The sequence below is a fragment of the Chryseobacterium defluvii genome, assembly GCF_014204415.1.
GTDB lineage: Bacteria > Bacteroidota > Bacteroidia > Flavobacteriales > Weeksellaceae > Chryseobacterium > Chryseobacterium defluvii_A.
Genome location: NZ_JACHLE010000004.1, coordinates 26,268 through 48,565, shown reverse-complemented (window position 1 = coordinate 48,565; position 22,298 = coordinate 26,268). Strand labels below are relative to the sequence as shown.

Here is a 22,298-nt window from a genome sequence, read left to right as displayed (position 1 = left end):
AACAATGAACGGTTTACAGTACGCTTTAGATTTAATTGATCGTTCCTTCTCCGGCGGGATCAACCGCGCACGAAATGAAACGCGGGGCTTGGATAATGCCATCAACTCTACCAATAACGGGATAGGAAGATTAAGAAATACCGGACAAAATACCTTTAGCAGCCTTGCAAAATATGCAAAGACTGCGGGGATTGCTATTATTGCTGCGTTATCGGTGGGTGCCGTGATCAATTTCGGAAAAGAGATCACCGGCATTACTTCCAAATTCGAGGGAATGGAAAATGCCATTGTCTTTGCCTCCGGTCAACAGGGGGCAAAAAACATGGCGTTTCTTGACACCACGATAAAAGATCTTAATCTTAATATGGAGTCCTCATATAAAGGATTTCAGACATTAACCGGATCACTGAAAGGTACTGCTCTGGAAGGACAAGGGGCGCGGGATATTTTCGAAGCGGTCGGGATCGCTGCTTCTGTTATGAATTTATCGGCGGAACAAAGTGAAGGAGCGTTTCTGGCGATTTCTCAAATCGCCAGCAAGGGAAAAGTGTCGGCCGAGGAACTGCGTGGCCAGCTGGGAGAAAGATTACCCGGAGCATTGGCAATTGCTTCCCGTGCTATGGGAATGACGCAGGTACAGTTCAACGAAATGTTAGATAGCGGTAAAATTATGGCGGAGGATTTCCTGCCTAAATTTTCAAAGGAATTAAAAAATACTTTTGAGGGCGGTTTACCGGCAGCCATGAACTCCATGCAGTCTGCGATCAACAGACAGGAAAATGCGTTAACCCAGTTTAAACTCAAAACCGGGGAAACATTCAGACCGTTGATTATCGGGGTATTGGATGCCGGAAATTTCTTGTTCGGGTTCCTGGCTAATATGATGAATTACACCGAGCCGGTAACAAATGCTCTTTCAGGAGTGGCGGAAGCTTTTCAACCGGTGGTGGATGCGATCAGAAATAACGGTTTCATTCAGTTTTCAGGAGATACCAATTTCGCAAAAATGGCGATGGAAGGTATCGCAGGAATGATCCGGTTTTTAACGCCACTTTTTGAACTGATTGGAAAGATCATTGCCGGCGTGCAAACAGCTCTTAATTATGTTCGTATTGCTTTAGTGGATAATATTAAGGCTATGTATGAATCGGGAAATGTGGCGCAGTTCCTTTCTAATGTCATGGGGATTTTAACATGGGTGTGGGAATTGATCGCACCGGCAATCAGCTACGTTGGGGAAATTCTGGGCGCAGTGATCGGGGTTGTTTTTAAAGCTGTGGATGCCATACTTGGGGTTATTAATGCCCTATTGGAATGGGGTAAAAAAACGGTCTGGGTACAGCGGTTATTAAATGCACTCGTCGGAGTGGTTCATTCCGTATTTAAAAGCATTAAAGATATTGCGATAAATACTCTGGGTGGCGTGGGCGATTTGCTTGTCGGTATTTTCACCCTTGATACGGATAAAATAAAGTCGGGATTATCGAAAGGATTTAATGCGGTCAAAGACACCGCAAAATTGGTTCCTAATGCAGTAAAAGGGGCTTATGACGGATGGAATAAGGAACTGGAAAAACCTATCAGCAAAGCCGTTAAAATCACCACTCAAAATAAGGTAATTACCCCCGCCGGTGTTCCACCTCCTTCCGGCTTGGCTGCTCCGGGTGGAAAACCTTCTGCCGCTTTGGAGCCACAGGCAGGCGGAAATGCAAAAGGTAAAAAGGATATAGCCAAAAATTCCCTGTCAGGAACCGGAACCGGTGGAGACGGAAAAAAAATGATATTCAATATCCAGTCTTTTGTGAAGGAACTCACCATTAAGACCACCAACATCAAAGAAAATCCGCAGGAGATCAGAAAAATACTGGAACAGATATTTAATGAAATGATCGCCGATATAGAAATAAGAGCCAATGCGTAGACAGAACAATGCACAGGAGCTAGACAGGCTCCGTGCTAAATACAGGAATTTTAAAAGAACTATTCCGCAGAAAGCTGCCATTACAATGGTGAACTTCTTTAAACGAAATTTTAATGTCGGTGGCTTCGTGGATGTCCCTTTTCAGAGATGGAAAAAAAGCACGTATCCCGGTGCCAGAACCACAATGGTACGTTCCGGGAATACGCGCCGGGAAATTAAAAAAATACAGGTTTCAGAGTCGCGTGTTGTTGTGGGAATAGGTAATCATAACCATTACGCAAAAATCCATAATGAGGGCGGGAAAATTTTGATCACTCCGAAAATGCGTAGGTTCTTCTGGGCAAAGTATAAGGAAACCGGAAAGGAGTATTGGAAATGGCTTGCCCTGACCTCAAAAACACATATTGAGATCCCGCAGCGAAAATTTATTGGGGACTCGAAAGCACTCGAAAAAACATTGGATCGTATGGTACTATCGGAACTTAAAAAAATATTATTATGAGTATAAAAGGAGTTGTTTTTAAAGAAATATCCGACCATCTGGAAGCGCAGGTTGAGGAATTGATTTACATTGATAAAGACCGCGGACAGGTTGAAAAGGAAAACATTGTAATGGTTCCAAAACCCGCCGTTTTAATCTCTTTCATGCGTTTTGAGTGGTCAGACATCGGGAACGGGATTAAAGAGGGAAAAGGAGCCGTTCGTGTGCGTGTCATTTGTGAGAATTATGCGGAAAGCTATACGGGAAGTATTGATCAGGAGCTGGCACTGGCATTTTTTGATCTTAATGAAAAAGTGGATGGCGCACTGGAGGGACTCAGCGGTACAAAATTCAGTGAATTGAAAAAAGTGGCAGACGAAGACGACCTGGATCATAATAACATCATCGTAACGGTTTATGAATATGAAACCACCATTACCGATGATACGAAGGCAAACTGCTCCAAAATGATAAAGGTTGATGCCGAGCCAATTGTAAAATATGTTGCAAAAGAAAACCTGCCGGAAAGGCAGGTTAATATTCAGTCGGATTTTGTCGTTAAAATGTGATTATTTATAATAATCTTTTGCCGTGGTTACCACTATTTTAGATTGTCCGTTTGTTCCTACAGAAAGGGCGGCCACGTCTGATAAAAAATGGGTGGTAACAGTTTCTCCCGCTTTAGTATCTTTAAAGTTTATGGCGCGACTCCAAAAATTGATATAAAATTTGATAATGTTTTCAGTATCTCCAGAAATATCTACTTTCTGAGTAACAGGGAAATCATATCCTTTAACTTTCTTGTTTAAATAGCGTATCCATATAACGGCAGGTTTTGCATTCCCTGATACAATTTGTTGCACATATTTTTGTTTAAAATATTCGCCATGCTGTGTAAATTTTTCGTCAGGGGTAAAACCCATTTTATGCAAAAAATGATTGATTGCAAACCCTCCTTCACGATCTATTCCAATATTAGTTAACAAAGTTTCATATTCATTTCCGGCAGCCGCAGATATATCTTCATCTTGCAGTTGTGTTTGAGAAAAGCATAAAAAAGGAAATAATAAAAGGAATAATAACTTTTTCATAATTAAAGGTTTTTATAATGCCCAGTTCTTCTGACAATTAACCAGATTGTCTCTCTTTTTAATGATCCGATATATTCATCAGCAAGCAAATCTAAAACATGCTCACTGTCGAGATGTTTTGTATCGGTATAATAAGCGAATCGTTTACGGATACGTTCATTTCGCTTCATTATATCGTCCTGTTTTGTGTCTTTTACTTCTGTCATAATACAAAAGTAAAAACTATTCTCATTTCCTGCAAGTTGGCGTTATTTGTCTATGAGGAAACTATAATTAAACAAAGCTACACAGAAAAATAAAATTTGAATTACGAAATACCGTAAAAATACGGTGATTGTATTTGAAAAATATTATTATTTTTGGAGCATAATTTTAACGATACACAGCGTAAGCTATCGTTTTGGACAAGGAAAACTGCGAATCTTCTAACGCCCAAACTCGATAGACTTACGCCCGTGCTTACCTATATGGGTGCGGGCTAAGTCTTTCTGGGCGTCAGGTTCTTCGCAGTACCTCCTTGTCGGATTGGCTTTAGTTCCGCACCTTTTGCATTTACAACCTGGCGGATCTTGTCACTCATTTTTAGCTTACCTGAAAATTTAATAGAAATTCATGGTTATTAGTTTCGGTATGGAGATATACCGGTGATGCTTCCCTCAATGGAGGGTTTTGTGTAGTGCCGCCCGATCTGTATGATCAATGCCCGTAGAAATAGTGGGCGGTTCTACCTTTTTTTGAATATGAATAATTATATAAATATAAGAATCATGGAAGTACTTAATCGCTCGGATTAGAGAATAAGTTCCGTAATATCCCGAAGAAAAAATAGGGTTTTTACGGATCATTGAAACAACCAAATAAAATAAGTTCGCAACACTAAACAATTCAAATATGAAAAAAAGTTACATTGCTGCACTTTTCTTGTGCGCATTCCTGACTGTATATGCTCAGGAGGTTATTTGGCAGAAAGACATCCAATCCTCTACACAGGATTTTCTAAGCCAAATTACCACAACAATTGACGGACAATACCTCATTACAGGTAGTTCCATCCAAAAGAGTAAGCCTCAGGCTTCAGATAGTAAGCAGAACAGCGGTTACGATTTCCATTTGGTCAAACTTGACCAGCAAGGGAAGGAAGTCTGGGAAAAATATTTTTCTGGAAACAATCATGACTTTCTCGTCGCTGCCGTAGCTACAGAAGAGGGCGGATTTCTCCTTTCAGGCACTAGTTATTCATCGACAGGGCTGGATAAGAAGGAGAATTCCAAAGGCGGTTCAGATTTATGGCTCATTAAATTGAACGAATCGGGCGATGAAATCTGGCAGAAAACCATAGGTTCAGCCAGTGACGAAGAAGCTAAAGCCGTGATCCAAGCCACAGATTTAGGATACTTTATCGCAGGAAACGTTCAGAACTCGGCTAGAGGCTACGGCTCTAAAGATGCACTTATTATTAGACTTGATAAGAACGGAAAAGAATTATCACAACTTATTTTAGGGGGAAAAGGGCTAGATGAAGTAGAGAAAATGATTCCCACGAAAGACGGAGGAGCTTTATTAGGAATATATTCCCGAAGTAATACAGGAGGAACTAAGAAAACAGAAAACTATGGCGAGGGTGATTACTGGATTGTAAAACTAGATAAATTCAGTAAAATAGAATGGGAAAAGAATTTCGGGGGAAAAGCAGATGATCATTTGAGAACATTGGCTTTAACTTCAAATGGGTATGTCATAGGTGGTGAAAGTCGTTCAGCACGATCAGGAAACAAAACGGCAGATATAGAAGAGGGAACTGATCTTTGGCTTATATCGTTGAATGAAATAGGAGAAGAAATCTGGCAGAAATCTTACAATTTCAAAAACAGGGATGTGTTAATGGGAATAAGTATTTTACATTCTGCGGATGATAAATTTTCTAAAGGAGTTTTATTAGGGGGTTATACGCAAGCTGAAGGAAGAATTGAAAATGACGATGAAACCTTCTGGATGCTGTATCTGGATCAAAATGGGGAAGAAAAATGGAGAAAATATGTGCAAGGTGAATCACGTCAAAGAGAGGAAAGACTATCTGATATAAAATTGAACAGGGATGGTTCCATTATTCTGGCAGGTACTAGTGCAGAAGAGTTAGGCAAAGAGAATTGGAAGATTGTAAAGTTGGGAGACAGTCAGGTGGATAAATTGATTGAAAAGCAAAATATTAAGGTTTATCCTAATCCGGTGACTGATTATACCTATGTTGAGATTGGAGAAGACTTTAGAGAAGCGGATATTCTTTTATATGATATGAGTGGTAAGCTTTTGCATCAGACCAAAACCAAGAATAAGATAACCAAGATCAATACCCAGCCATTGATTCAGGGAGCTTACCTGATCACTATTAAAACCGATACTAACAAATCAGCAAATGCTAAAATTATTAAACAATAAAAACATATATTATGAAAAGATTATTAGCAATTATATTTGTTTTTTTTCTTACTTATTATAATGGTCAGATTGAAACAGATACATTATCAAATACAAATTCGGTCACAGCTACCATAGGAGATGCGCCATTTGATGCGCAGCCTGATAGTAACCCATTTAATTTTAATACATTAAATCCCAGTTCAATAAATACATATACAGGAAAAGCAGATATTTCAATTCCATTATATGATGTCAATTTCGAAGGCATGGCCATTCCCATTAGACTTATTTATAATTCAAGTGGAATGTTAGTTGATCAATATGCTGGGGAGGCTGGCTTGGGATGGTCATTATATTCGGTAGGAGAAATTACCAAGGAAGTAAACGGAAATTATGAAGATAATGAGGGGCGGGATAATTGGAAGGCATATTTGCGAGGACTTCCTACGGTACCATCGACAGATTTTCCTGACTTTTATAGTATTAATTCACCCAATCTTTCAGGGAGATTTTTTATCGATAAGGATTTAAATATAAGAGAGCTGGAGGGCTTTAATACTGCAAGTATAAACTTTGTTAGAGCGAAAACAGCAGAAAGTGAAATTCTTAAATATGGGTATGTTTCAAATAAAAACTATGGATGCCCTCCTGGTCCTTCGGGACCTTTTGTTTCCTATTTTATACATACATTAATAGGAACCTGTGCTACCTCTGAAACACCCGGAAACCATTATGACACGCAAACTATTAAAATAAACAAGAATAAATTTACATATACCTTTTCAGAATTTGAACATGTCAATATAAGGACTAAAACAAAAGATGAAGCATTTAGAGGATCAAATACATTACCAGAGGAAGGTACTTCTGGTTCTGACATGGAATATCATAACAGTTATAAATTAACAGAAATAAAGGATAACATATCTAAAAAAACCTTACAGGTTAGTTACATACCTTTGGCCAGATTTGATCTAAATTTTAAGAAAGACAGAATATGGGAAAAATTAATCCATAGAGTAGATAATGGTTCTGTAACGAATAAATTTAGGACATTTAAAAATTTTGACATTTCAACAAGGGAGGAATATATAAGAAAATTAGTTTCTAAGATCAAAACCGATGATGTGGAAATTATTTTTAATTATGAGAACCTAAGAGAAGACAGGATTACAAAGAATATGGTTTTAAGTGAAATTCCTCTTTCTCCCACGGTGGAATATACTGGACCGTTTTGGGGAGCAGAACTGATTAACCCAGCTGTTAAAGAGCCTCTTTTAAAGTCAATATTTATTAAAAATAATTCAGGTCAAATAATTTCCCAATATACATTTATTTATGATTATTTTAATTCAGGATGTACAGACAGCCCGCTTTGTAAAAGGTTAAAACTTGTGGCTGTTGAAAAAGGATTCGGAGAAAACAATATCAATAAGGAGACCTATAGGCTTTCATACTACGAAGACAGGAACTTACCTAAGATTACTTCTTTCAATAAAGATGTGTTTGGATTTAAGGGTGATTTTAATGAGGCTTCTTTAACAGATTCTTACGGATTTCCTGTAAGGCCTTATTTATATAAGTATAATGAAACAAGAAATACTATTAATTTTTCGTATTTCTCACCTTTAAAGGTTCCTACACTAAATCCTGTTGCCGTTTCAGGATCTTATGATCAAGGAATTTCAGGACTTGAAAATATTCGAGCATGGAGCTTGAAAACTATTACCTATCCTACTCAAGGAGTTCAATCGTTTATTTATGAACCTCATGAGTTCTTTTGGAAAGGAACCAAGATCATTGGAGGAGGGCTTCGAATAAAAGAAATCAAAATGTTAGATCCAATAAAAAATAAAACATTAATAACAAATTATAAGTATGGTGATGGCCAAGTATCAGCTTTACCAATGGCAACAGGTGAGCAGGATATAGCACAATATGGGCCAACTGAAATAAAAAGCAGTATCCCCCAAAGTTTTAATACAGTAATGAGCAGATCTAAAGGAAGCTATGTAGTTTATCCAAATTCCAGACAAATAAATCCAGATGGAGGTTATACTGATTACAGGTATAGCAGTTATACTGAATACCCTGAGTCTTTAAAATATAAATGGCTGATGTCAGGTTCTTATATAGATGTAGATTTGGATAGCTATTTATTTTCAAAAAACAGTGTTAATTCTAAAATCTTTAATTATGATTACCTAAGAGGGAATCTATTAAGCCAGAAGATTAATGATAAAAACAATAACTTATTAAAAGTATCCGAATATCAGTATACTGCAACGCAGTACCCATCTCCTGTTTTGGGAGAACAACAGAGATATCCTAAAGTCCGATATTTGTATTGGCCGATTAATGGTACCTATGATGGTAATTTTCCGGAACAGACAACTTATCAAAATTCAAGTCTTATCAAACGAAACAATGTTACCAAGAAAATTGAAACAGAATATTTCGCTGGAAACACTATTCAGAAAGAATCAAGCATGACTTATACAGATCGTTTCAATCTTCCTAAAACCATTACCATTACAGGGCCTTTAATCAATGAAACAAAAATATACAACTATGCTTTTGAAGGCAGTGATGCTTTATTGAATGCAAATGTAAATTATGAACAGCTTCAACTAGGGAATGAAAGGAAAATGGGTAATGAAGCTGTAGAAAAAACAAAAATCACCTTTTTTAGTACAAACAATCTCGTAGTACCCAATGCTAAATATACTTATAATTTTGCTGTAAATGATTGGATGAAAGAAAAGGGATTTGATGTGTATGACAATAAGGGAAATATTCTTCAGCAATCTCGTATGGATAAGCCGACTGTAATAATTTGGGGATATAAACAGACAAAACCGATCGCAGTAATTGAGGGTGCTACTTATGCACAGGTTATGCAGGCATTTGGGTTAGATCCTAATAATAACATTTCATATTTAGATTTGGATATCGTTAAAAAATCCGATTTGGATATTGACGATTCAACCGAAGATAATCTTATTACCGTCCTTGATAATTTTAGAAATAAACCGGAATTGAAAGACTTTAAGATTACTACTCACACTTTTGACCCATTGATTGGTGTAAAATCAAACACACAGGAGTCAGGAATCCGGATAAAATATAAATTTGATGGTAGTAACAGAGTAGAAAAAGTATTAGATAATAATGAAGATACGGTAAAGCAATATAATTACAATTACGCTACTACCAGATACTATAATTCTGAAAAAAGCCAAAGTTTCACTAAAAATTGTGGAGGTACTGGTATTGGAAGTACCCACTTATATATTGTTCCAGAAAACAAATATTCTTCATTGGTAAGTCAATCTGATGCTGATGGCAAAGCAGAAAATGAAATCAATTCCAATGGTCAGAACTATGCAAATAATATTGGAACTTGTACGACATTATCTTGCTCGATAGTAAAAGGATCAGGAATTAACGTGTTAAATTATGGTTCAATAGTATTGTATGGTAGTAGTAGCCCTTCTAATTTTAGAGTTCAAATGGGTTACCCAATTAATACCAGCCTAAACTGGAATACAGGAGTGATAGTTGGAAAGATTATTGGGAACTGCCAATCACCAAATATCAGGACTTCTACAACGTACTTTAACGGAGTATGGGGTATTACGGTTAATCCAGATGGAAATATAATTGTAAGATTTGTTCCCGGTGCAACCTCTACAGTACCACCTAACAATACACCAATCAATTTGGACTTCGCACTTCCAATAAACTAAATATCGGAATTATGAAAAAATATATTATACAACTGATTATATTCTTTGTATCATTTGCAGCTTCTGCGCAAACTACATTATCCAATACAGAGAATTATACTTATATTAAAAATTGTTTAGATCAAAGTTGTTCCAGAAAATCAGAAGCAGTTAAGTACTTTGATGGTTTAGGTCGGCCTATACAGACCATAGGTATAAAAGAATCTCCTACGGGAAAGGATATTGTAGTTCCTGTTGTCTATGATGATTTCGGGAAGAAGATCAGAGATTATCTTCCTGTTCCTCAATCAAACACTACGAATGGAGCATTATATCAGCAGAATTCTGGTTTGGTTCCGTATCCTGTAAATGATGTTACAAATTTTTATGCAGGAGAAAAGATTTATTCAGAACAGATTATTGAAAACTCTCCTTTGAATAGAATTCTTGGACAGATCCAAATCGGGAATGATTGGAGTAATAAGCCTATTACTCTTGGATACGCAGCTAATACAACCTCTGATAATGTAAGAAGCTTTAGTGCTATCTCTATATGGGAAAACGGAGCAACTAAGAATACATTGACAGATTCGGGTATATATGCGAATTCTCAACTGTATAAAAACAGTGTTAAGGATGAAGACGGTAATGAGACAATAATATTTAAAAATACTAGGGGATTTATTGTTTTAGAGAGAAAAGTGCTTGGGGCCAATAATTACGCGGACACCTACAATGTATATAATAAATACGATCAACTTACGTATGTACTTCCTCCACTTGCAGCAGCAGCTTTGGACATTGCAACCAATGAAGTTAAACAGAGTAATCTTTGTTATCAAAATAGATATGATGGTAAAAATCGATTAGTAGAAAAAAAACTTCCCGGCAAAGGTTGGGAATATATGATCTATGATAAACAGGACAGGTTAGTAATGATCCAAGACGCTGACATGCGTCCTACAGGTAAATGGTTGTTTACTAAATATGACAAGTTCTCACGACTTGTTTATACTGGAATAGCCAATATAGGAGCTAATTTTGGAAGAAGGCCGGTACAAGAGTCTGTAGATTATTATGTGTCTACAGGAGTTCCAGCCAATGAAGAAAGGAATACTTCAGGAATAACCAAAAACGGTATGACAGTTTATTATACTGGTGGGGTATACCCTTTTGAATCTCAGTATGATGCAATTCTTTCTGTCAATTATTATGATATTTATCCAGCTTACAGTTTCAATCCTCCTTTTCCAACAGCAATATTTGGAAACCCTATTTTAACAGATAATCCATCAACTAGTGGAAAAAGTACCAGAAGCCTTCCTTTAATGTCTTTAGTAAAGAATATTGAAAATGACAGCTGGACAAAGATCTATAATTATTATGATACCAAAGAAAGAGTTATAGGGATCCATTCTATAAATCATTTGGGGGGGTATACCAGAATAGAAACCGAATTGGATTTTACAGGAATGGTCTTACAGACCAAAACTTACCATAAAAGGCTGAGTACTGATACCGAAAAGGTGATCACAGAAAACTTTGAATATGACAACCAGAATAGATTACTAATACACAAGCACAAAGTAGATAACAATCCTTATGAGATTTTAACCCAAAACGAATATAATGAGATTTCTCAGCTGAAAACTAAAAAAGTAGGGGGAACCAACCCTGCTTCACCACTCCAGACAATAAATTATGCTTATAACATCCGGAGCTGGCTGACTAAAATCAATGATCCTGAGAACTTGGGTAATGATCTGTTCGGGTATGAGATCAGATATCAGAACCCTGTTAATACTACCCTGTCCACCGGAAAATATAACGGAAACATTGCAGAGATCAATTGGAAAGTCTCTAACTCCAGCACCTTCAAACGTTATTCCTATCAGTATGATGGACTTAACCGTCTGACTTCAGCAGTATTTTCCCATCCACAGGCTACTGTACCGGTAAACCATTTCAATGATGAAACTGTGCAATATGATCTAAACGGAAATATTACCCATCTACAAAGAAATGCCAAAAGTCTTGTTGGAAATACCCCAGAACAGATTGATGATCTTGTTTATGAATATACGGGAAATCAGTTACGAACCATCGATGATGATAGCGGAAACCCTACAGGCTATGAAGGTGGTGGAAATGATATACTATATGACGTCAACGGAAATATGACCAACATAGAGGATAAGAATATCCAGCAGATCGGGTACAATTATCTGAACCTGCCTAATGTACTGTCTATTGCTAATAATAAGAAGAAAATACTCCATACTTACAGGGCAGATGGTGAAAAGCTCAGGAAGGTCTTCAACAGCAATTATGAAAACGGAACTTCTTTTGCCACAATTACCGAGTATCTGGATGGTTTCCATTACCTTACCACCCATGGAACTCCCCAAAATGATGTTAATCCCACAGAATTTGCTTATGAACAAGAAGTGTTTATAAGCAAGGTTCTGGAGTTGAAGCCCAATCCTGAGCTTCAGTTTTTCCCTACTGCTGAAGGATTTTACGATTATCAGAAAAATGAGTATATTTATCAGTATCAAGATCATCTGGGCAATGCAAGGGTAAGCTTTAGGAAATATATATCCGGAGGAGTAGAGATCACAGATCAGAATGATTATTATCCGTTTGGGATGAATATCCCAAGGGAGGAGAAGGCGGTCTTTGGAACAGCTAGTTTGTATAGTTACAAGTTTGGTGGTAAAGAGTTACAGGAAGCAGGAATGTATGATTATGGGCCGAGATCTTATTTTGCTGATTTTGGTAAATTTGGAACTCATGACCCATTAAGTGATTATACTTTAGACCCATACGGTTTTGCTTATAGCAATCCTCTTTTCTTTACAGATCCTACAGGGTTAAGAGGAGACCCTATAAACGGAGAAGGTGGTGATGGTGGCCCAAAGCTTGACCCTAATGCTTTAGGTGGGGAAAACAATCCTTATCCTATACAGGAAGTAGTAATAAATGGTCCTTTAAGGGCTATTGCTTCAAACCCGGCTTCTATTATGCCTTCTAATTGTCTAGTGTGTTATGGTGGTCTTGGTATGACAGTTAATTTACCTCCTGCCTCTGTTGCACCTCCTCAAATCTTCTTTCCTGCTCATTATTATGATAGAGGAGTAACATGGATGGGGCCGGCAGACCTTGGAGCGATGTTAGCCACCAACAAATTAGCTGATCAAGTTGGGGAGAGAGATGCCGAATTTATAATGATGTTAGCTACTGTATTGTTGATACCAGCAGGTATGAATAAAACACCAGCTCCTAAATCAAATTTATGGAAAGTCGGGCCATACAAAAAAATGAGAGGATTAGAAAAAGGCCTTGACGCACATCATGTAGGGCAAAGTGCTGCAATGAAAAGACTTGTACCTGGATATGATCACAGTACGGCACCGTCAATATTAGTCCCAAAACTAGGACATACAGTAAGTCAAGCAGGTGCTGGCATCGTTTCAAGATCAACGAAAGGCTTTACAAATGCTCGTCAAGTTTTAGCTAGGGATATTTTTGAACTGAGACGTGTTTATGGTGAAAAAGGTATACCCAATAGTGCTTTACAAGAATTAATACAAATGAATAAAACAATGTATCCTAACGCTTTTAATAAATAAAATTTATGACTAATCAAGAATTAATAGAGAAAATATATTTAGAATCTACGAAAGGGATAAAAGAAGAATGGTTTATTAGTGAAGTCCCTCATTGGTACAGCTATATTATTAACCTTCCGAAAGATTTGCAAGTTACATATTTAACTGTAGTGTTAGAAAATCAAGTTTTGAATGGGGGCTTCCATCAATATTTTGTAAATGGGTATGGGCAATTTTCAAAGGAAACAATAGAAGCTTTGATAGAAATAGGCGCTTTTAAAAAATCAAATTTATTAGATAAAGCCTTAAATATTGTAAAAGATGAATATTTGAGTGATGAAGAGTTCCGAAGAGAATTAGTAGATAAAACTCTTAAAAAACTTTTTATTGATGATGATTTATTTGATCCTTTGGGAGAATTAGATGATATATACTATGATATTGAAGATGAAGACATAGAGGACTTATTAGGAGATTATTTAAGAAAATCATTTAAGGAAATTTAAAATGAATTCTGTAGAATTAGTGAAAATTTTCAATCGAGATGTCATTGAAGAAAATTTAGGTTTATATAAAAATTTATTGGAAACAACAACACAAGCTATAGATCCAGTTTGGAAAGCCATAATTTCTATGTATATAGATTTTTCAAGAGAAGAAAAGGATGCATTTTTAAAATTCTTGAGAATTGTAGAGATAAATACATTGTCTCATGCATTAGGTATCTTGGATGGTTCAACTTATGCAGATGGAATCGATGATGAATTTTTACTAACAACAGAAAATAGTAACACAAAATTAAATGAAGACTTACAAAGTCTATTTTTAGAATTGGTTGAAAAAGAATAAAGCTGTACCAATTAATATTATAGATAAGGGTGTTGAAAATTCAACACTCTTTTTCTATAATGGATTTATATATGGGCAGAAGAAATGAGAATTCAAGCTAAAAAATGTATCTTTATAAAAAGCAAATATGGAAACAATTGATTTATTGGAAATTTTATTCGTTGTGGTTATTCTTATGGCTCCAATTATTAATAAAAGCTTCCGTAAAGAGAAAAATAAATAACAAGAGGCTGTCTCAAAAGGTAAACTAATGCTCTGAGAATCTCCTAAACGACAAAATTTGTCAGAAGGAGTCCGAGAGAGGGGGTACTTTTGAGACAGCCTCATTTTTATTGAAAACTTTTATAAATATCATCGGCAAGCTTTTTTAAAACCACTTCAGCCATTTCCATATCTTTCTCTGTTATTCTTTGTTTACCGTTACCTACAATATTTTCGTTAAGCTTATTAGTTAATTTTGATGGTGCTGATTTATTATCCGACCACATTTCCTTTGCTAACTGTGCCGAGTTTATAATGGGATTTCTCTCCAAAAATTCTTTTAATTTCATCTTACAAATATAATATAAAAATTTTATACAAATTGCTTGCTTTGTATAAAACAAATGTTTTATATTTACTTCAACGAAACATTAAATAATCTCAACTATGAAAACTTTAAATAGCCAAATCAAAGAAGGAATATTAGAAACAAAAGACGGTGAAATTTTGAATTATAGGGTTTATTCAGACGGAGGGGTTAAAATTGAAGGAGAGAATATGAGAAAAGACTTTGCTAATCTAGCTTTGGCAAGTAAATATATTACCTCAAACAATATTAAAATAATCAATTTAGAAACTAAAACGAAAACCGCGGTTTATTACAATCAGGCAAAACAAGAAACGTATGAATTAGCAGGAATTAATAATATGCAGCACGCATACGATTTATATGAATTTGTTTGCAGAAGAAATAACTGGAACCCCAAAATGTTTACACACGACGTAATAATTAAACTAAAGTAAAGAAGCCCTCAGTAAGAAAATATAAAAAAATATTCCCTTATTAGTTCAAACTAATAAGGGATTTTATTTTAAATCAACCATTATTATTGTATTTGTTTATGGTATTCTATTTTTGGCATATTCGGAGTATTCCCGATCATTATAAACGTTAAAAATGTAAGTCAGACTATAGAGCCGAAAAATTGAGTTCTATACGTTCAAATTTGCCCTCAGTGTTTTGTTTTTCAAAATCATATTGGTAACCTTTCAAAAAATTACTGTAGCTCTGTTTTAGGAGCCTTAAACCTTCTTTCCATCTTGCATCATCAAAACGGGTTTCATGGCTCAGTAAATTCATTACACTGGCATAATCCAAATCCCCTTTTTTATTTTTTACTAAGAACCCGATCAACATTTCAAATAAATCTTTGTCCCTCTTTTTTACAGTATCATACAGAAAGGCGTGGATCAGTTCCAATGCTTTTGTGCTTCTTTCGTCCCAGGTGGGCTGCGTATCCCTGCGGCGTTTAATTCTAATTGTTTTATTACTGTGCATTAGAGAAAATCCTCCTTTAGAATTACTGCGGATTTTTCCATACTCGTTTAATTTCTCCTGATGTTTTTCCATTTTGTCGTGAGTAAGCTGCTTCAGTAGATTGGATTTATTTTCAATTTCCATAGCCAACGCTATCAATTCGCCCATATCGGTGTCGCGTTCGGTTTCATAAGCGAGTCTTTCTCTTTCCAGTCTGTCAGCTTCTGTTTTTCTTTTGTACTTCAAGACGGTTTCCATTTCTTTTTCCGACAAATCAATAGTCGGTTTTTTTAAAAGTTCGTCGATATTCATAATATGTTATTTTAATGATTAGTTCTTTTGTGTAAGGAAGTCGATTTTTTCCTTTTTCCCGTCCCGTTTTCCGTCTTTGTATCCCTTATCATAGGTTTTCTTTGATTCGGCGTTTAAAAGCTCTATATTGGTTTGATGAGCCTGTATTTGTTGCGAGACGGTGGTTGCCATCGTATAGTTTTTTAAAATCTCATCTAATAATTCTGTAGCTTCCATGTTTTAAAATTTAAGTTTGTTTAATTCCTGTATATATTCCGGGAAATAGTTTAAATAATTTTCAGTTTCTACCCATAGGTCTAATTCCGGATCGTGGAAATATTGAAATCGGTCTACACCGTACATCATAGTTGGAGGATTCCAATTTTCTTTGATTATCCATTCATACGCTGCCTGAATTCGTAATGTCGTAGAGTTAAATTTCTCTCCTCTGTACAAATGGATCCTGATCCGTTCGCTCCAGTCTAAAAACCGGACGAGGCTGTCCAGTTGTAAAATTTTTAATAATATATCGTTGTTCATTGTATTTCTATTTTTAGTTATGTTCCCCAATAAAGATTCGCTTTTTCTTCATTGATCATTAATGTACCTCCGGGGCATCTGCCAGAAATAATGGCTTTTAGTCCTTCAGCCTGAATAATGATTTTAGCGAGCTTTCTCCATGTTGTTGCCAGTGCATTGTCCGGCAGTCCTTTTACTTCATGGCAAACCATTATTATTAATTTATTGGGATGGTTCTGTTTTAATTCTGATACCATCTTCCTTGTGATCTCGTCCCTGTATATTGTTGAATTATCTATAAAAATAATTTTAGCACATTTTCGGGAGCTAAAACGAGCCTGAAGTTCTGTCCACGGCTCGTAATCTATAATGTGAAATTTTTTGTCTTTGTCTGATAATCCCGCAAATTTCATGGCGGCAATAATGTCCTTTGATAATCCTTCCTCTGCGGATATATAAAGTACTTTTCCAAATGTGGTAAGGTATTTAGCCAGCATCATGGCGAAAGTTGATTTTCCGTTCTTTTCTCCTCCACCCAAGTACCAGAAACCGGTTGTTTCCGGTTTTCCAAAAGCTTGAAGCCAAAGTCCAGTAAATTCAAACAGTTTAAACACAATGGAAAACGCTTGTTTTACTGATAGCGCCTTCATTATTCCCTGACTTTGATAAGTGTTTCTAAATATGTTAATGATTTGATACGTCCGTCCTGTTGTCCTCTCTGTTTGCCTTCAAATGGATTTGCTACTTTGACCATACATTTTTTAACCACTTCGTTAACTTGATTTTTATCTTTAAGGTTAACATAAGCCACGTCCCCGAAAAGTTTTACATAAAATTCTTTTCTTTCCTCGGGATTTTTTGGAACAATTGTTACAAAATCATCGGATAAACGTCTAAATATTTCGGCAAAACCTACCTTGTGGTTATTAATTCCTTTCGTGATTTTTGCCTTTAATCCGTCAGCCCCTATTGCATACCAAGTACAATTATGTTTCGTAGCGTTCATAATCCCTTTTAATTCCAAATAGGCGTTGTATTCAAGGTCACCGAATTCGTCCACACAGATAAACGGGTTTTCAATCATATTTAAGGCATATTTAACCGTTTCCAAGATGTCGTAGTATTTTCCGGTAGTATCACAGCCTAAAGTAGCTGCCAGTTGTTTTACGAAGCGTACTTTAGTATGTGATTGAGAGCAGTCCACATAAAACGCATTTTTCATTTTGGAAACAATATCCATCGAGCATCTTGTTTTCCCAATTCCGCAATCATCAGCCAACATCATCGAGGTTCTGGTTGCCTGACAAAAATTGAAATTATCTTCCAAAACTGTGTACACCTCGGTTCTGACTAATTTCATTTCATAATTGTTCTTTGCGGTTTGAAATTTTGAACCGATATTAAGCCACTGCCCGAAGGACAATATATTTTCAATTGCTCCGTCTTTTATTTGACTATAAACTGTTTTATCAATTCCTATGGATTTAGCATAGGCGATGTCAGTCCCGTTAAATTTTCCCCTGCCGTTAAGTACAGCATTACAAATGTTTTGTTTTTGTTCTAGTGTTATCATATCTATTTTAATTTTATTAGAAATTAGAAGCCCAGCTTCTTCCAGTTGATTTATTTGTATTGTGATTGTAAATATTTTCGTCAGCATCTGTAAAAACTTCCTCCGGTGTATTATTGGCAGGAGTGTATTTGTTACGACCTGCAATCTGAAATTTGTTATTGAGTGTTTTTTTACGGTGGTCAATAATTAAAACCTGATCAATTTCGCGTTTGCGCTGAGCCATGAACTTGTTAACCGTATTTTCGTAAGCATTCATTAACCTGCGGTTGATTTCACCCTGTTCATCTCTTTCATGGATTGACTTTGAATATTCCGGCTGTGGAATGAGATCACAAAGCATGATGTCATCATAATAGATCATGGCTTTTAATACGTTTCCGTCGTTTCCGTCAAGCCAATAAATCGTAAACTCTTTACCATTGACATACTTCAGAAGCCTTATTAAATTATCATCCAAAGCAATTTCGCCATCGAGTCCTAACAAAAAGGTGGTATTTCTGAATTTGATAATTCCAGCATTACAGCTTGAGGTTTCAATTTTACCGAGGTGAGGGAGTATTGCTGCCCAATTAGTTGGTTGTGTGTTTTTGTTCTGCATTTCACAAAATACTTCCCATCTGGTTTTATCGGTATGAACTGAGTGAGGCATATTATTCCACGTTTCAATATCGCTGAGCGATTGGTCTACAATGGTGTCAAAAGGGATAATGACTTCTTTTTCTCCGCTTTTCTGATTTTCTTCTTTCAGGGCGTGCGGTCTTGCCATCCACCCTAAACGGCTTTTTTCGTGTCTGTATCTTAATTCCTCAAATTTTCGTTCAACAGCTTTTGACCTTGCACGATTTTTATAAATGTTCACACGGTCAAACATCGCCCCGTTCCGTAAGAAAGTATCCTTAAATCCACTGTTAAGTGAACTTTCGCATTCCAACCCTAATGGAAGATTAAAGCCCCATTCTGAGTAGTTTCTGACCATTTGGCGGTAAAAATCAATAATGATCCCTTTTTTATCTTTTCCCCAAACCCAACAAGTCCAAGCTTCGGAACCTAAATCAATCCCCATATAGAACCAAGCACGCTTTCGGTTTTCATTATATATAAATGGCGGTTGTCTGTCATCAATGGAGATGAGTGTTCCCGCTTCTTTAATTTTGGTCAGCTTGTGTGACGGCGTGAACTCCTGCATCAATTTCTGACGGTCACCGGAACGTTTGGCAAAGGTTCCGATTTTGTTCTCCCATTTACCAAGCCATGCAATAATGGAATTGTCGGACATTTCCCTGAAATTTGGATTGGTGCGGTCGTACTCTTCGGCGGTATCTTTGTTGATAATGTCCAATTGACCGTTTAAAAAAGCCTGATATTGGTCTGCAACTTCTGTACGTGAAGGTTTATAATCCTGTCCGGCAAACATATCATTGAGCAGATCCATCATTTCGTCTGTCATTAATTTTCGGTTCTGATTTTTCAGTTTACCGGAAATCAGGCTTTCAAAATTCAGTCCTATATCAAAAGATTGAAAGAAAGGTTTCCAAACCCGGTCAAAGCCTCGTTGAGAAGAAGGCAGGGTGTGGGTAGCGTTATGTACTTTCGGCAGGAACTCGTTAAATGTGGTGATGTCAGTTACTATGGATGGCATCAACCCACGTCCGGAAGTTTTATTTAACTTTTTCCATTCGGTAAGGCGTGCCTGTCTTAATTTTTCGGCTGCAATGAGTACGCTTGCGTTGGTTATATATTCCTCTTTGAAACTTTCTTTTAACGGTGTTCCATCATCAAATCTAAAATCGGTATAATAACGTACTGCCGCGGCATCAAATTCAAAGAATGAAAGCAAAGGATGCTTCATTTTGCGGGGATCACCCATACTGTCCTGTACACCTTTTGAAAGGCTGTCAAAGTCAATATACATCTGTCTGCCGTTTCCTCCTTTCTGAACTTTTTTGATTCCATAAGGCAAATTTTTGTATCTGTGGATTTCAACTTTAAGCGCACTTAGACTATTATAATATCTTGGTATCAGTTCGTCTTTTGTAACTACTAATATATTTCCCCAATTTCGTGGCATAATTTCTTTTTTTAACTTGTTTATAAATCTATTCTCTAATCTATCGGTAAGCTTTTTCTGTAATTCTGAATGAAGCGTTTCCGGTTTTCTTGTATCAGGTACATAGCTCTTACAGCCTTCTTTTCATTTCGTTTGTATCTCTTGCGGGCAGCATCTGAAGAAACACATAATAATTCTCCAAGCAGCTGATAGTCGCCATAATTAATTTTTTCTTTTTCTGTATTTTCCATGATAAAATCAATTTTTTGTTATACATTTGTTCAAATGTCCTGACAAATATATACAGAAATTTCTTAAATTAAAAATAAAAATGCAAGAAAATACAAATATTTCTTCACGTTTACAGAAAATGCTTGATTATTTGGGGCTTAATGCCGCCGAGTTTGCAAAAAAATTAGACTATAATAGACCGCAGACCATCTATGATATATTGAACGGCAAGGCAAAGCCAAGTTTTGACTTCTTTCATAAGCTTGAAAATTCAGAATATTCTGATGTTTTTGAGTATAAATGGGTTATTGGTGGAAAAGGAGAAATGTTAAAACAGGATTTGGTCATAACTCCCATGAATATCAACAGGAAGACTAAAGATGCCGTTATTGACACTCAGGAAGTACCGCTTTATGATTTTACTGCTGTGGCAGGTTTAAGAGAGCTTTTTGACAGTGGTGCTCCACAAAAGACTTTACAAACCATTAAGATTCCCAATCTTCCCAAGTGTGACGGAGCCGTCCCTATGACCGGGGACAGTATGTATCCGCTTTTAAAATCAGGGGATCTCATTTTATATAAAGAAATTAATGTTTCTGATATCTTTTATGGTGAAATGTATTTATTAAGTATAATTCTCTCTGGTCAATTTAAAGAGTATGTCACGGTAAAATATATACAGAAATCAGATCTGGGAGACGACTATATTAAATTGGTTAGTCAGAATCACCACCATCAACCCAAAGACTTTAAAGTAAGTGATGTCTCTGCCATTGCATTAATAAAAGCAAGTGTTCGGTATAATACAATGTCTTAATTTTCTGATTATCAGCAGGTCGACTTAAAAACCCGATGTCCCTATACCCCCTTGAATAATTCAAAAAGGGGCTTTTTTTGATGTTTTTTAGCCCCTATATATACTCCAATCAGATTTAAAAAATCAAGTTTTGTAACCCCAACTGTAACCCCAACTGTAACCCCAACTCAAAAAACAGTATTTTTTCCTGTAATTGTAGAAATACAGAAAATCCAGTATTTTCTCAGTCCAAAATAACCTTAAAATTTTATTTCAATACTCAGAAATGCCTTATAGCAAAGTTTTTAGATGGAATAGTAATTTTGTATCTTAGTGAAATAAAAAAGCCCCAATAGGGACTCGATAATAGTAATTTTTTGATTAAGAATAGTAGTAAAATGGTAGCAAATGGTAATTTTTCGGCATTTCGTTTTTTTTCATTTCGAGGCTTGGATACGCTTTCAAACCTTTTATTAATGGGTGTTTTCAGCCTTTCATGTCTGTTAATCAATTTCGCTTTTTCGTTTTAAGGGGAGTACATCTACATAGATTTATTAGTGCGTCATCGTTTATAGGCATTATTTTCAATGCTTGTTGAAATTTTTCTATTGCTAATTCTATATTTCCATTTTCATAAGCAGCTGCACCTTGATTATTTATCAAATCGGTTTGAATAGCAATTTGCATTTTCTCTGGCATTGCCATTGTACGAAATCGTTCGATAAAATTCTCAAAACTATCACTCTTTGAGTAGTTATCTAATTTCGATGATTGGGTTTTGTTTTCTGCTTTTTCATATACAATGTCAATATTTCTATCGTGCATATGTAATGTAACTTTAATCACATTAATGTTTGATTTATGAAGTGTCAAACCATAATCAGCGAAAGACACACCCATTGCATCTGTACCAAAACCACGAAGAACAGTTTTATCATTATTTTCTTCAACAACTTTCATTTTTTTTTCTGCCATTTGAATATTGTCACCCCAAACTGGGTGATTTTCATTCATATTGTACATGGTAATGAAAAAAGTCGCATTGTCAGACGTTTTAACTCTAATTCCTCTCCAAGCACCTTTATTATTAGCGTTTGTTGGTCGACCATTTTCAATTCTTGTGTGGTCGTCGGATAAAAATTTAAAGTCTGTTAAATCAATGGAAGGTTTTTTGTTCTCATCTGATTTAAAAAAGTCAAATATTCCCATTCTGTTTTGGTTAT

General features: G+C 36.1%; 21 protein-coding genes. 10 read left to right on the top strand and 11 right to left on the bottom strand.

Features of this window, described 5'->3' with window-relative positions; genetic code table 11:
* Window positions 1-4: 4 nt before the first annotated feature.
* The 3 genes from HNP38_RS13420 to HNP38_RS13410 are packed head-to-tail and all read left to right on the top strand — an operon-like array spanning window position 5 to window position 2,971.
* The gene (locus HNP38_RS13420; RefSeq protein ID WP_184190374.1) at window positions 5-1,921 is read left to right on the top strand and encodes a tape measure protein; all 1,917 of its coding nucleotides are present in this window, start codon (window positions 5-7) and stop codon (window positions 1,919-1,921) included.
* Entirely contained in the window at window positions 1,914-2,423 is a 510-nt protein-coding gene (locus HNP38_RS13415; RefSeq protein ID WP_184190372.1) for a phage virion morphogenesis protein, read from the top strand. Before HNP38_RS13420 ends, HNP38_RS13415 begins: the two co-directional genes overlap by 8 nt.
* Window positions 2,420-2,971, top strand: coding sequence for a hypothetical protein (locus tag HNP38_RS13410; RefSeq protein ID WP_184190370.1), 552 nt, complete (start codon window positions 2,420-2,422; stop codon window positions 2,969-2,971). Before HNP38_RS13415 ends, HNP38_RS13410 begins: the two co-directional genes overlap by 4 nt.
* On the opposite strand, the gene HNP38_RS13405 is transcribed toward HNP38_RS13410, so the two are convergent.
* Both HNP38_RS13405 and HNP38_RS13400 read right to left on the bottom strand, forming a co-directional pair.
* Window positions 2,972-3,493, bottom strand: coding sequence for a hypothetical protein (locus HNP38_RS13405; RefSeq protein WP_184190368.1), 522 nt, complete (start codon window positions 3,491-3,493; stop codon window positions 2,972-2,974).
* Between the two features lie 2 nt (window positions 3,494-3,495).
* The gene (locus HNP38_RS13400) at window positions 3,496-3,699 is read right to left on the bottom strand and encodes a hypothetical protein (RefSeq protein ID WP_184190366.1); all 204 of its coding nucleotides are present in this window, start codon (window positions 3,697-3,699) and stop codon (window positions 3,496-3,498) included.
* Window positions 3,700-4,384: 685 nt separating this feature from the next.
* Here HNP38_RS13400 and HNP38_RS13395 point away from each other — a divergent pair.
* Genes HNP38_RS13395 through HNP38_RS13375 form a run of 5 tightly spaced genes read left to right on the top strand, consistent with a single transcriptional unit; the run spans window position 4,385 to window position 14,099 of the window.
* Window positions 4,385-5,929, top strand: a complete 1,545-nt coding sequence (locus tag HNP38_RS13395; RefSeq protein WP_184190364.1) for a T9SS type A sorting domain-containing protein — start codon at window positions 4,385-4,387, stop codon at window positions 5,927-5,929.
* 11 nt (window positions 5,930-5,940) lie between these two features.
* Complete coding sequence (locus HNP38_RS13390; RefSeq protein ID WP_184190362.1) at window positions 5,941-9,660, top strand: DUF5977 domain-containing protein; 3,720 nt, start codon at window positions 5,941-5,943, stop codon at window positions 9,658-9,660.
* Window positions 9,661-9,671: 11 nt separating this feature from the next.
* On the top strand, window positions 9,672-13,271 hold the full coding sequence (locus tag HNP38_RS13385) for a DUF6443 domain-containing protein (protein WP_184190360.1): 3,600 nt from the start codon (window positions 9,672-9,674) through the stop codon (window positions 13,269-13,271).
* A gap of 5 nt (window positions 13,272-13,276) precedes the next feature.
* Window positions 13,277-13,756, top strand: coding sequence for a DUF4375 domain-containing protein (locus HNP38_RS13380; RefSeq protein WP_184190358.1), 480 nt, complete (start codon window positions 13,277-13,279; stop codon window positions 13,754-13,756).
* A 1-nt stretch (window position 13,757) separates the two neighbouring features.
* A complete protein-coding gene (locus tag HNP38_RS13375; protein ID WP_184190356.1) occupies window positions 13,758-14,099 on the top strand; it encodes a hypothetical protein in 342 nt (113 codons plus the stop codon).
* Between the two features lie 329 nt (window positions 14,100-14,428).
* Here the strand turns inward: HNP38_RS13375 and HNP38_RS13370 are convergent, their stop codons facing one another.
* A complete protein-coding gene (locus tag HNP38_RS13370; protein ID WP_184190354.1) occupies window positions 14,429-14,650 on the bottom strand; it encodes a hypothetical protein in 222 nt (73 codons plus the stop codon).
* A gap of 97 nt (window positions 14,651-14,747) precedes the next feature.
* Between HNP38_RS13370 and HNP38_RS13365 the strand changes: the two genes are divergently transcribed.
* On the top strand, window positions 14,748-15,104 hold the full coding sequence (locus HNP38_RS13365) for a hypothetical protein (RefSeq protein ID WP_184190352.1): 357 nt from the start codon (window positions 14,748-14,750) through the stop codon (window positions 15,102-15,104).
* A gap of 166 nt (window positions 15,105-15,270) precedes the next feature.
* Here the strand turns inward: HNP38_RS13365 and HNP38_RS13360 are convergent, their stop codons facing one another.
* Genes HNP38_RS13360 through HNP38_RS13330 form a run of 7 tightly spaced genes read right to left on the bottom strand, consistent with a single transcriptional unit; the run spans window position 15,271 to window position 20,299 of the window.
* Window positions 15,271-15,930, bottom strand: a complete 660-nt coding sequence (locus HNP38_RS13360; RefSeq protein WP_184190350.1) for a DUF3164 family protein — start codon at window positions 15,928-15,930, stop codon at window positions 15,271-15,273.
* Window positions 15,931-15,948: 18 nt separating this feature from the next.
* Window positions 15,949-16,146: a hypothetical protein gene (locus HNP38_RS13355; protein WP_184190348.1), complete on the bottom strand. Its 198-nt coding sequence runs from the start codon at window positions 16,144-16,146 to the stop codon at window positions 15,949-15,951.
* Between the two features lie 3 nt (window positions 16,147-16,149).
* On the bottom strand, window positions 16,150-16,449 hold the full coding sequence (locus HNP38_RS13350; protein ID WP_184190346.1) for a hypothetical protein: 300 nt from the start codon (window positions 16,447-16,449) through the stop codon (window positions 16,150-16,152).
* A 17-nt stretch (window positions 16,450-16,466) separates the two neighbouring features.
* The gene (locus HNP38_RS13345; RefSeq protein ID WP_228461068.1) at window positions 16,467-17,042 is read right to left on the bottom strand and encodes a hypothetical protein; all 576 of its coding nucleotides are present in this window, start codon (window positions 17,040-17,042) and stop codon (window positions 16,467-16,469) included.
* A 35-nt stretch (window positions 17,043-17,077) separates the two neighbouring features.
* Window positions 17,078-18,001, bottom strand: a complete 924-nt coding sequence (locus HNP38_RS13340; RefSeq protein WP_184190342.1) for a hypothetical protein — start codon at window positions 17,999-18,001, stop codon at window positions 17,078-17,080.
* Between the two features lie 16 nt (window positions 18,002-18,017).
* Window positions 18,018-20,069: a hypothetical protein gene (locus HNP38_RS13335; protein WP_184190340.1), complete on the bottom strand. Its 2,052-nt coding sequence runs from the start codon at window positions 20,067-20,069 to the stop codon at window positions 18,018-18,020.
* Window positions 20,070-20,104: 35 nt separating this feature from the next.
* The gene (locus HNP38_RS13330; RefSeq protein WP_184190338.1) at window positions 20,105-20,299 is read right to left on the bottom strand and encodes a hypothetical protein; all 195 of its coding nucleotides are present in this window, start codon (window positions 20,297-20,299) and stop codon (window positions 20,105-20,107) included.
* Between the two features lie 80 nt (window positions 20,300-20,379).
* On the opposite strand from HNP38_RS13330, the gene HNP38_RS13325 reads away from it, so the two are divergent.
* Window positions 20,380-21,096 (top strand): S24 family peptidase, encoded by a 717-nt coding sequence (locus HNP38_RS13325; protein WP_184190336.1) that lies wholly within the window; start codon window positions 20,380-20,382, stop codon window positions 21,094-21,096.
* 486 nt (window positions 21,097-21,582) lie between these two features.
* Here HNP38_RS13325 and HNP38_RS13320 read toward each other — a convergent pair whose 3' ends face one another.
* Window positions 21,583-22,284, bottom strand: a complete 702-nt coding sequence (locus HNP38_RS13320) for a tetratricopeptide repeat protein (RefSeq protein WP_184190334.1) — start codon at window positions 22,282-22,284, stop codon at window positions 21,583-21,585.
* Window positions 22,285-22,298: the final 14 nt, after the last annotated feature.

Coding starts and splice junctions, on each gene's coding strand:
- HNP38_RS13420 (WP_184190374.1), top strand. CDS start 5: ATGAACGGTTTACAGTACGCTTTAGATTTAATTGATCGTTCCTTCTCC.
- HNP38_RS13350 (WP_184190346.1), bottom strand. CDS start 16,449: ATGAACAACGATATATTATTAAAAATTTTACAACTGGACAGCCTCGTC.
- HNP38_RS13385 (WP_184190360.1), top strand. CDS start 9,672: ATGAAAAAATATATTATACAACTGATTATATTCTTTGTATCATTTGCA.
- HNP38_RS13380 (WP_184190358.1), top strand. CDS start 13,277: ATGACTAATCAAGAATTAATAGAGAAAATATATTTAGAATCTACGAAA.
- HNP38_RS13365 (WP_184190352.1), top strand. CDS start 14,748: ATGAAAACTTTAAATAGCCAAATCAAAGAAGGAATATTAGAAACAAAA.
- HNP38_RS13415 (WP_184190372.1), top strand. CDS start 1,914: ATGCGTAGACAGAACAATGCACAGGAGCTAGACAGGCTCCGTGCTAAA.
- HNP38_RS13390 (WP_184190362.1), top strand. CDS start 5,941: ATGAAAAGATTATTAGCAATTATATTTGTTTTTTTTCTTACTTATTAT.
- HNP38_RS13410 (WP_184190370.1), top strand. CDS start 2,420: ATGAGTATAAAAGGAGTTGTTTTTAAAGAAATATCCGACCATCTGGAA.
- HNP38_RS13400 (WP_184190366.1), bottom strand. CDS start 3,699: ATGACAGAAGTAAAAGACACAAAACAGGACGATATAATGAAGCGAAAT.
- HNP38_RS13320 (WP_184190334.1), bottom strand. CDS start 22,284: ATGGGAATATTTGACTTTTTTAAATCAGATGAGAACAAAAAACCTTCC.
- HNP38_RS13370 (WP_184190354.1), bottom strand. CDS start 14,650: ATGAAATTAAAAGAATTTTTGGAGAGAAATCCCATTATAAACTCGGCA.
- HNP38_RS13330 (WP_184190338.1), bottom strand. CDS start 20,299: ATGGAAAATACAGAAAAAGAAAAAATTAATTATGGCGACTATCAGCTG.
- HNP38_RS13395 (WP_184190364.1), top strand. CDS start 4,385: ATGAAAAAAAGTTACATTGCTGCACTTTTCTTGTGCGCATTCCTGACT.
- HNP38_RS13360 (WP_184190350.1), bottom strand. CDS start 15,930: ATGAATATCGACGAACTTTTAAAAAAACCGACTATTGATTTGTCGGAA.
- HNP38_RS13375 (WP_184190356.1), top strand. CDS start 13,758: ATGAATTCTGTAGAATTAGTGAAAATTTTCAATCGAGATGTCATTGAA.
- HNP38_RS13405 (WP_184190368.1), bottom strand. CDS start 3,493: ATGAAAAAGTTATTATTCCTTTTATTATTTCCTTTTTTATGCTTTTCT.
- HNP38_RS13340 (WP_184190342.1), bottom strand. CDS start 18,001: ATGATAACACTAGAACAAAAACAAAACATTTGTAATGCTGTACTTAAC.
- HNP38_RS13325 (WP_184190336.1), top strand. CDS start 20,380: ATGCAAGAAAATACAAATATTTCTTCACGTTTACAGAAAATGCTTGAT.
- HNP38_RS13335 (WP_184190340.1), bottom strand. CDS start 20,069: ATGCCACGAAATTGGGGAAATATATTAGTAGTTACAAAAGACGAACTG.
- HNP38_RS13355 (WP_184190348.1), bottom strand. CDS start 16,146: ATGGAAGCTACAGAATTATTAGATGAGATTTTAAAAAACTATACGATG.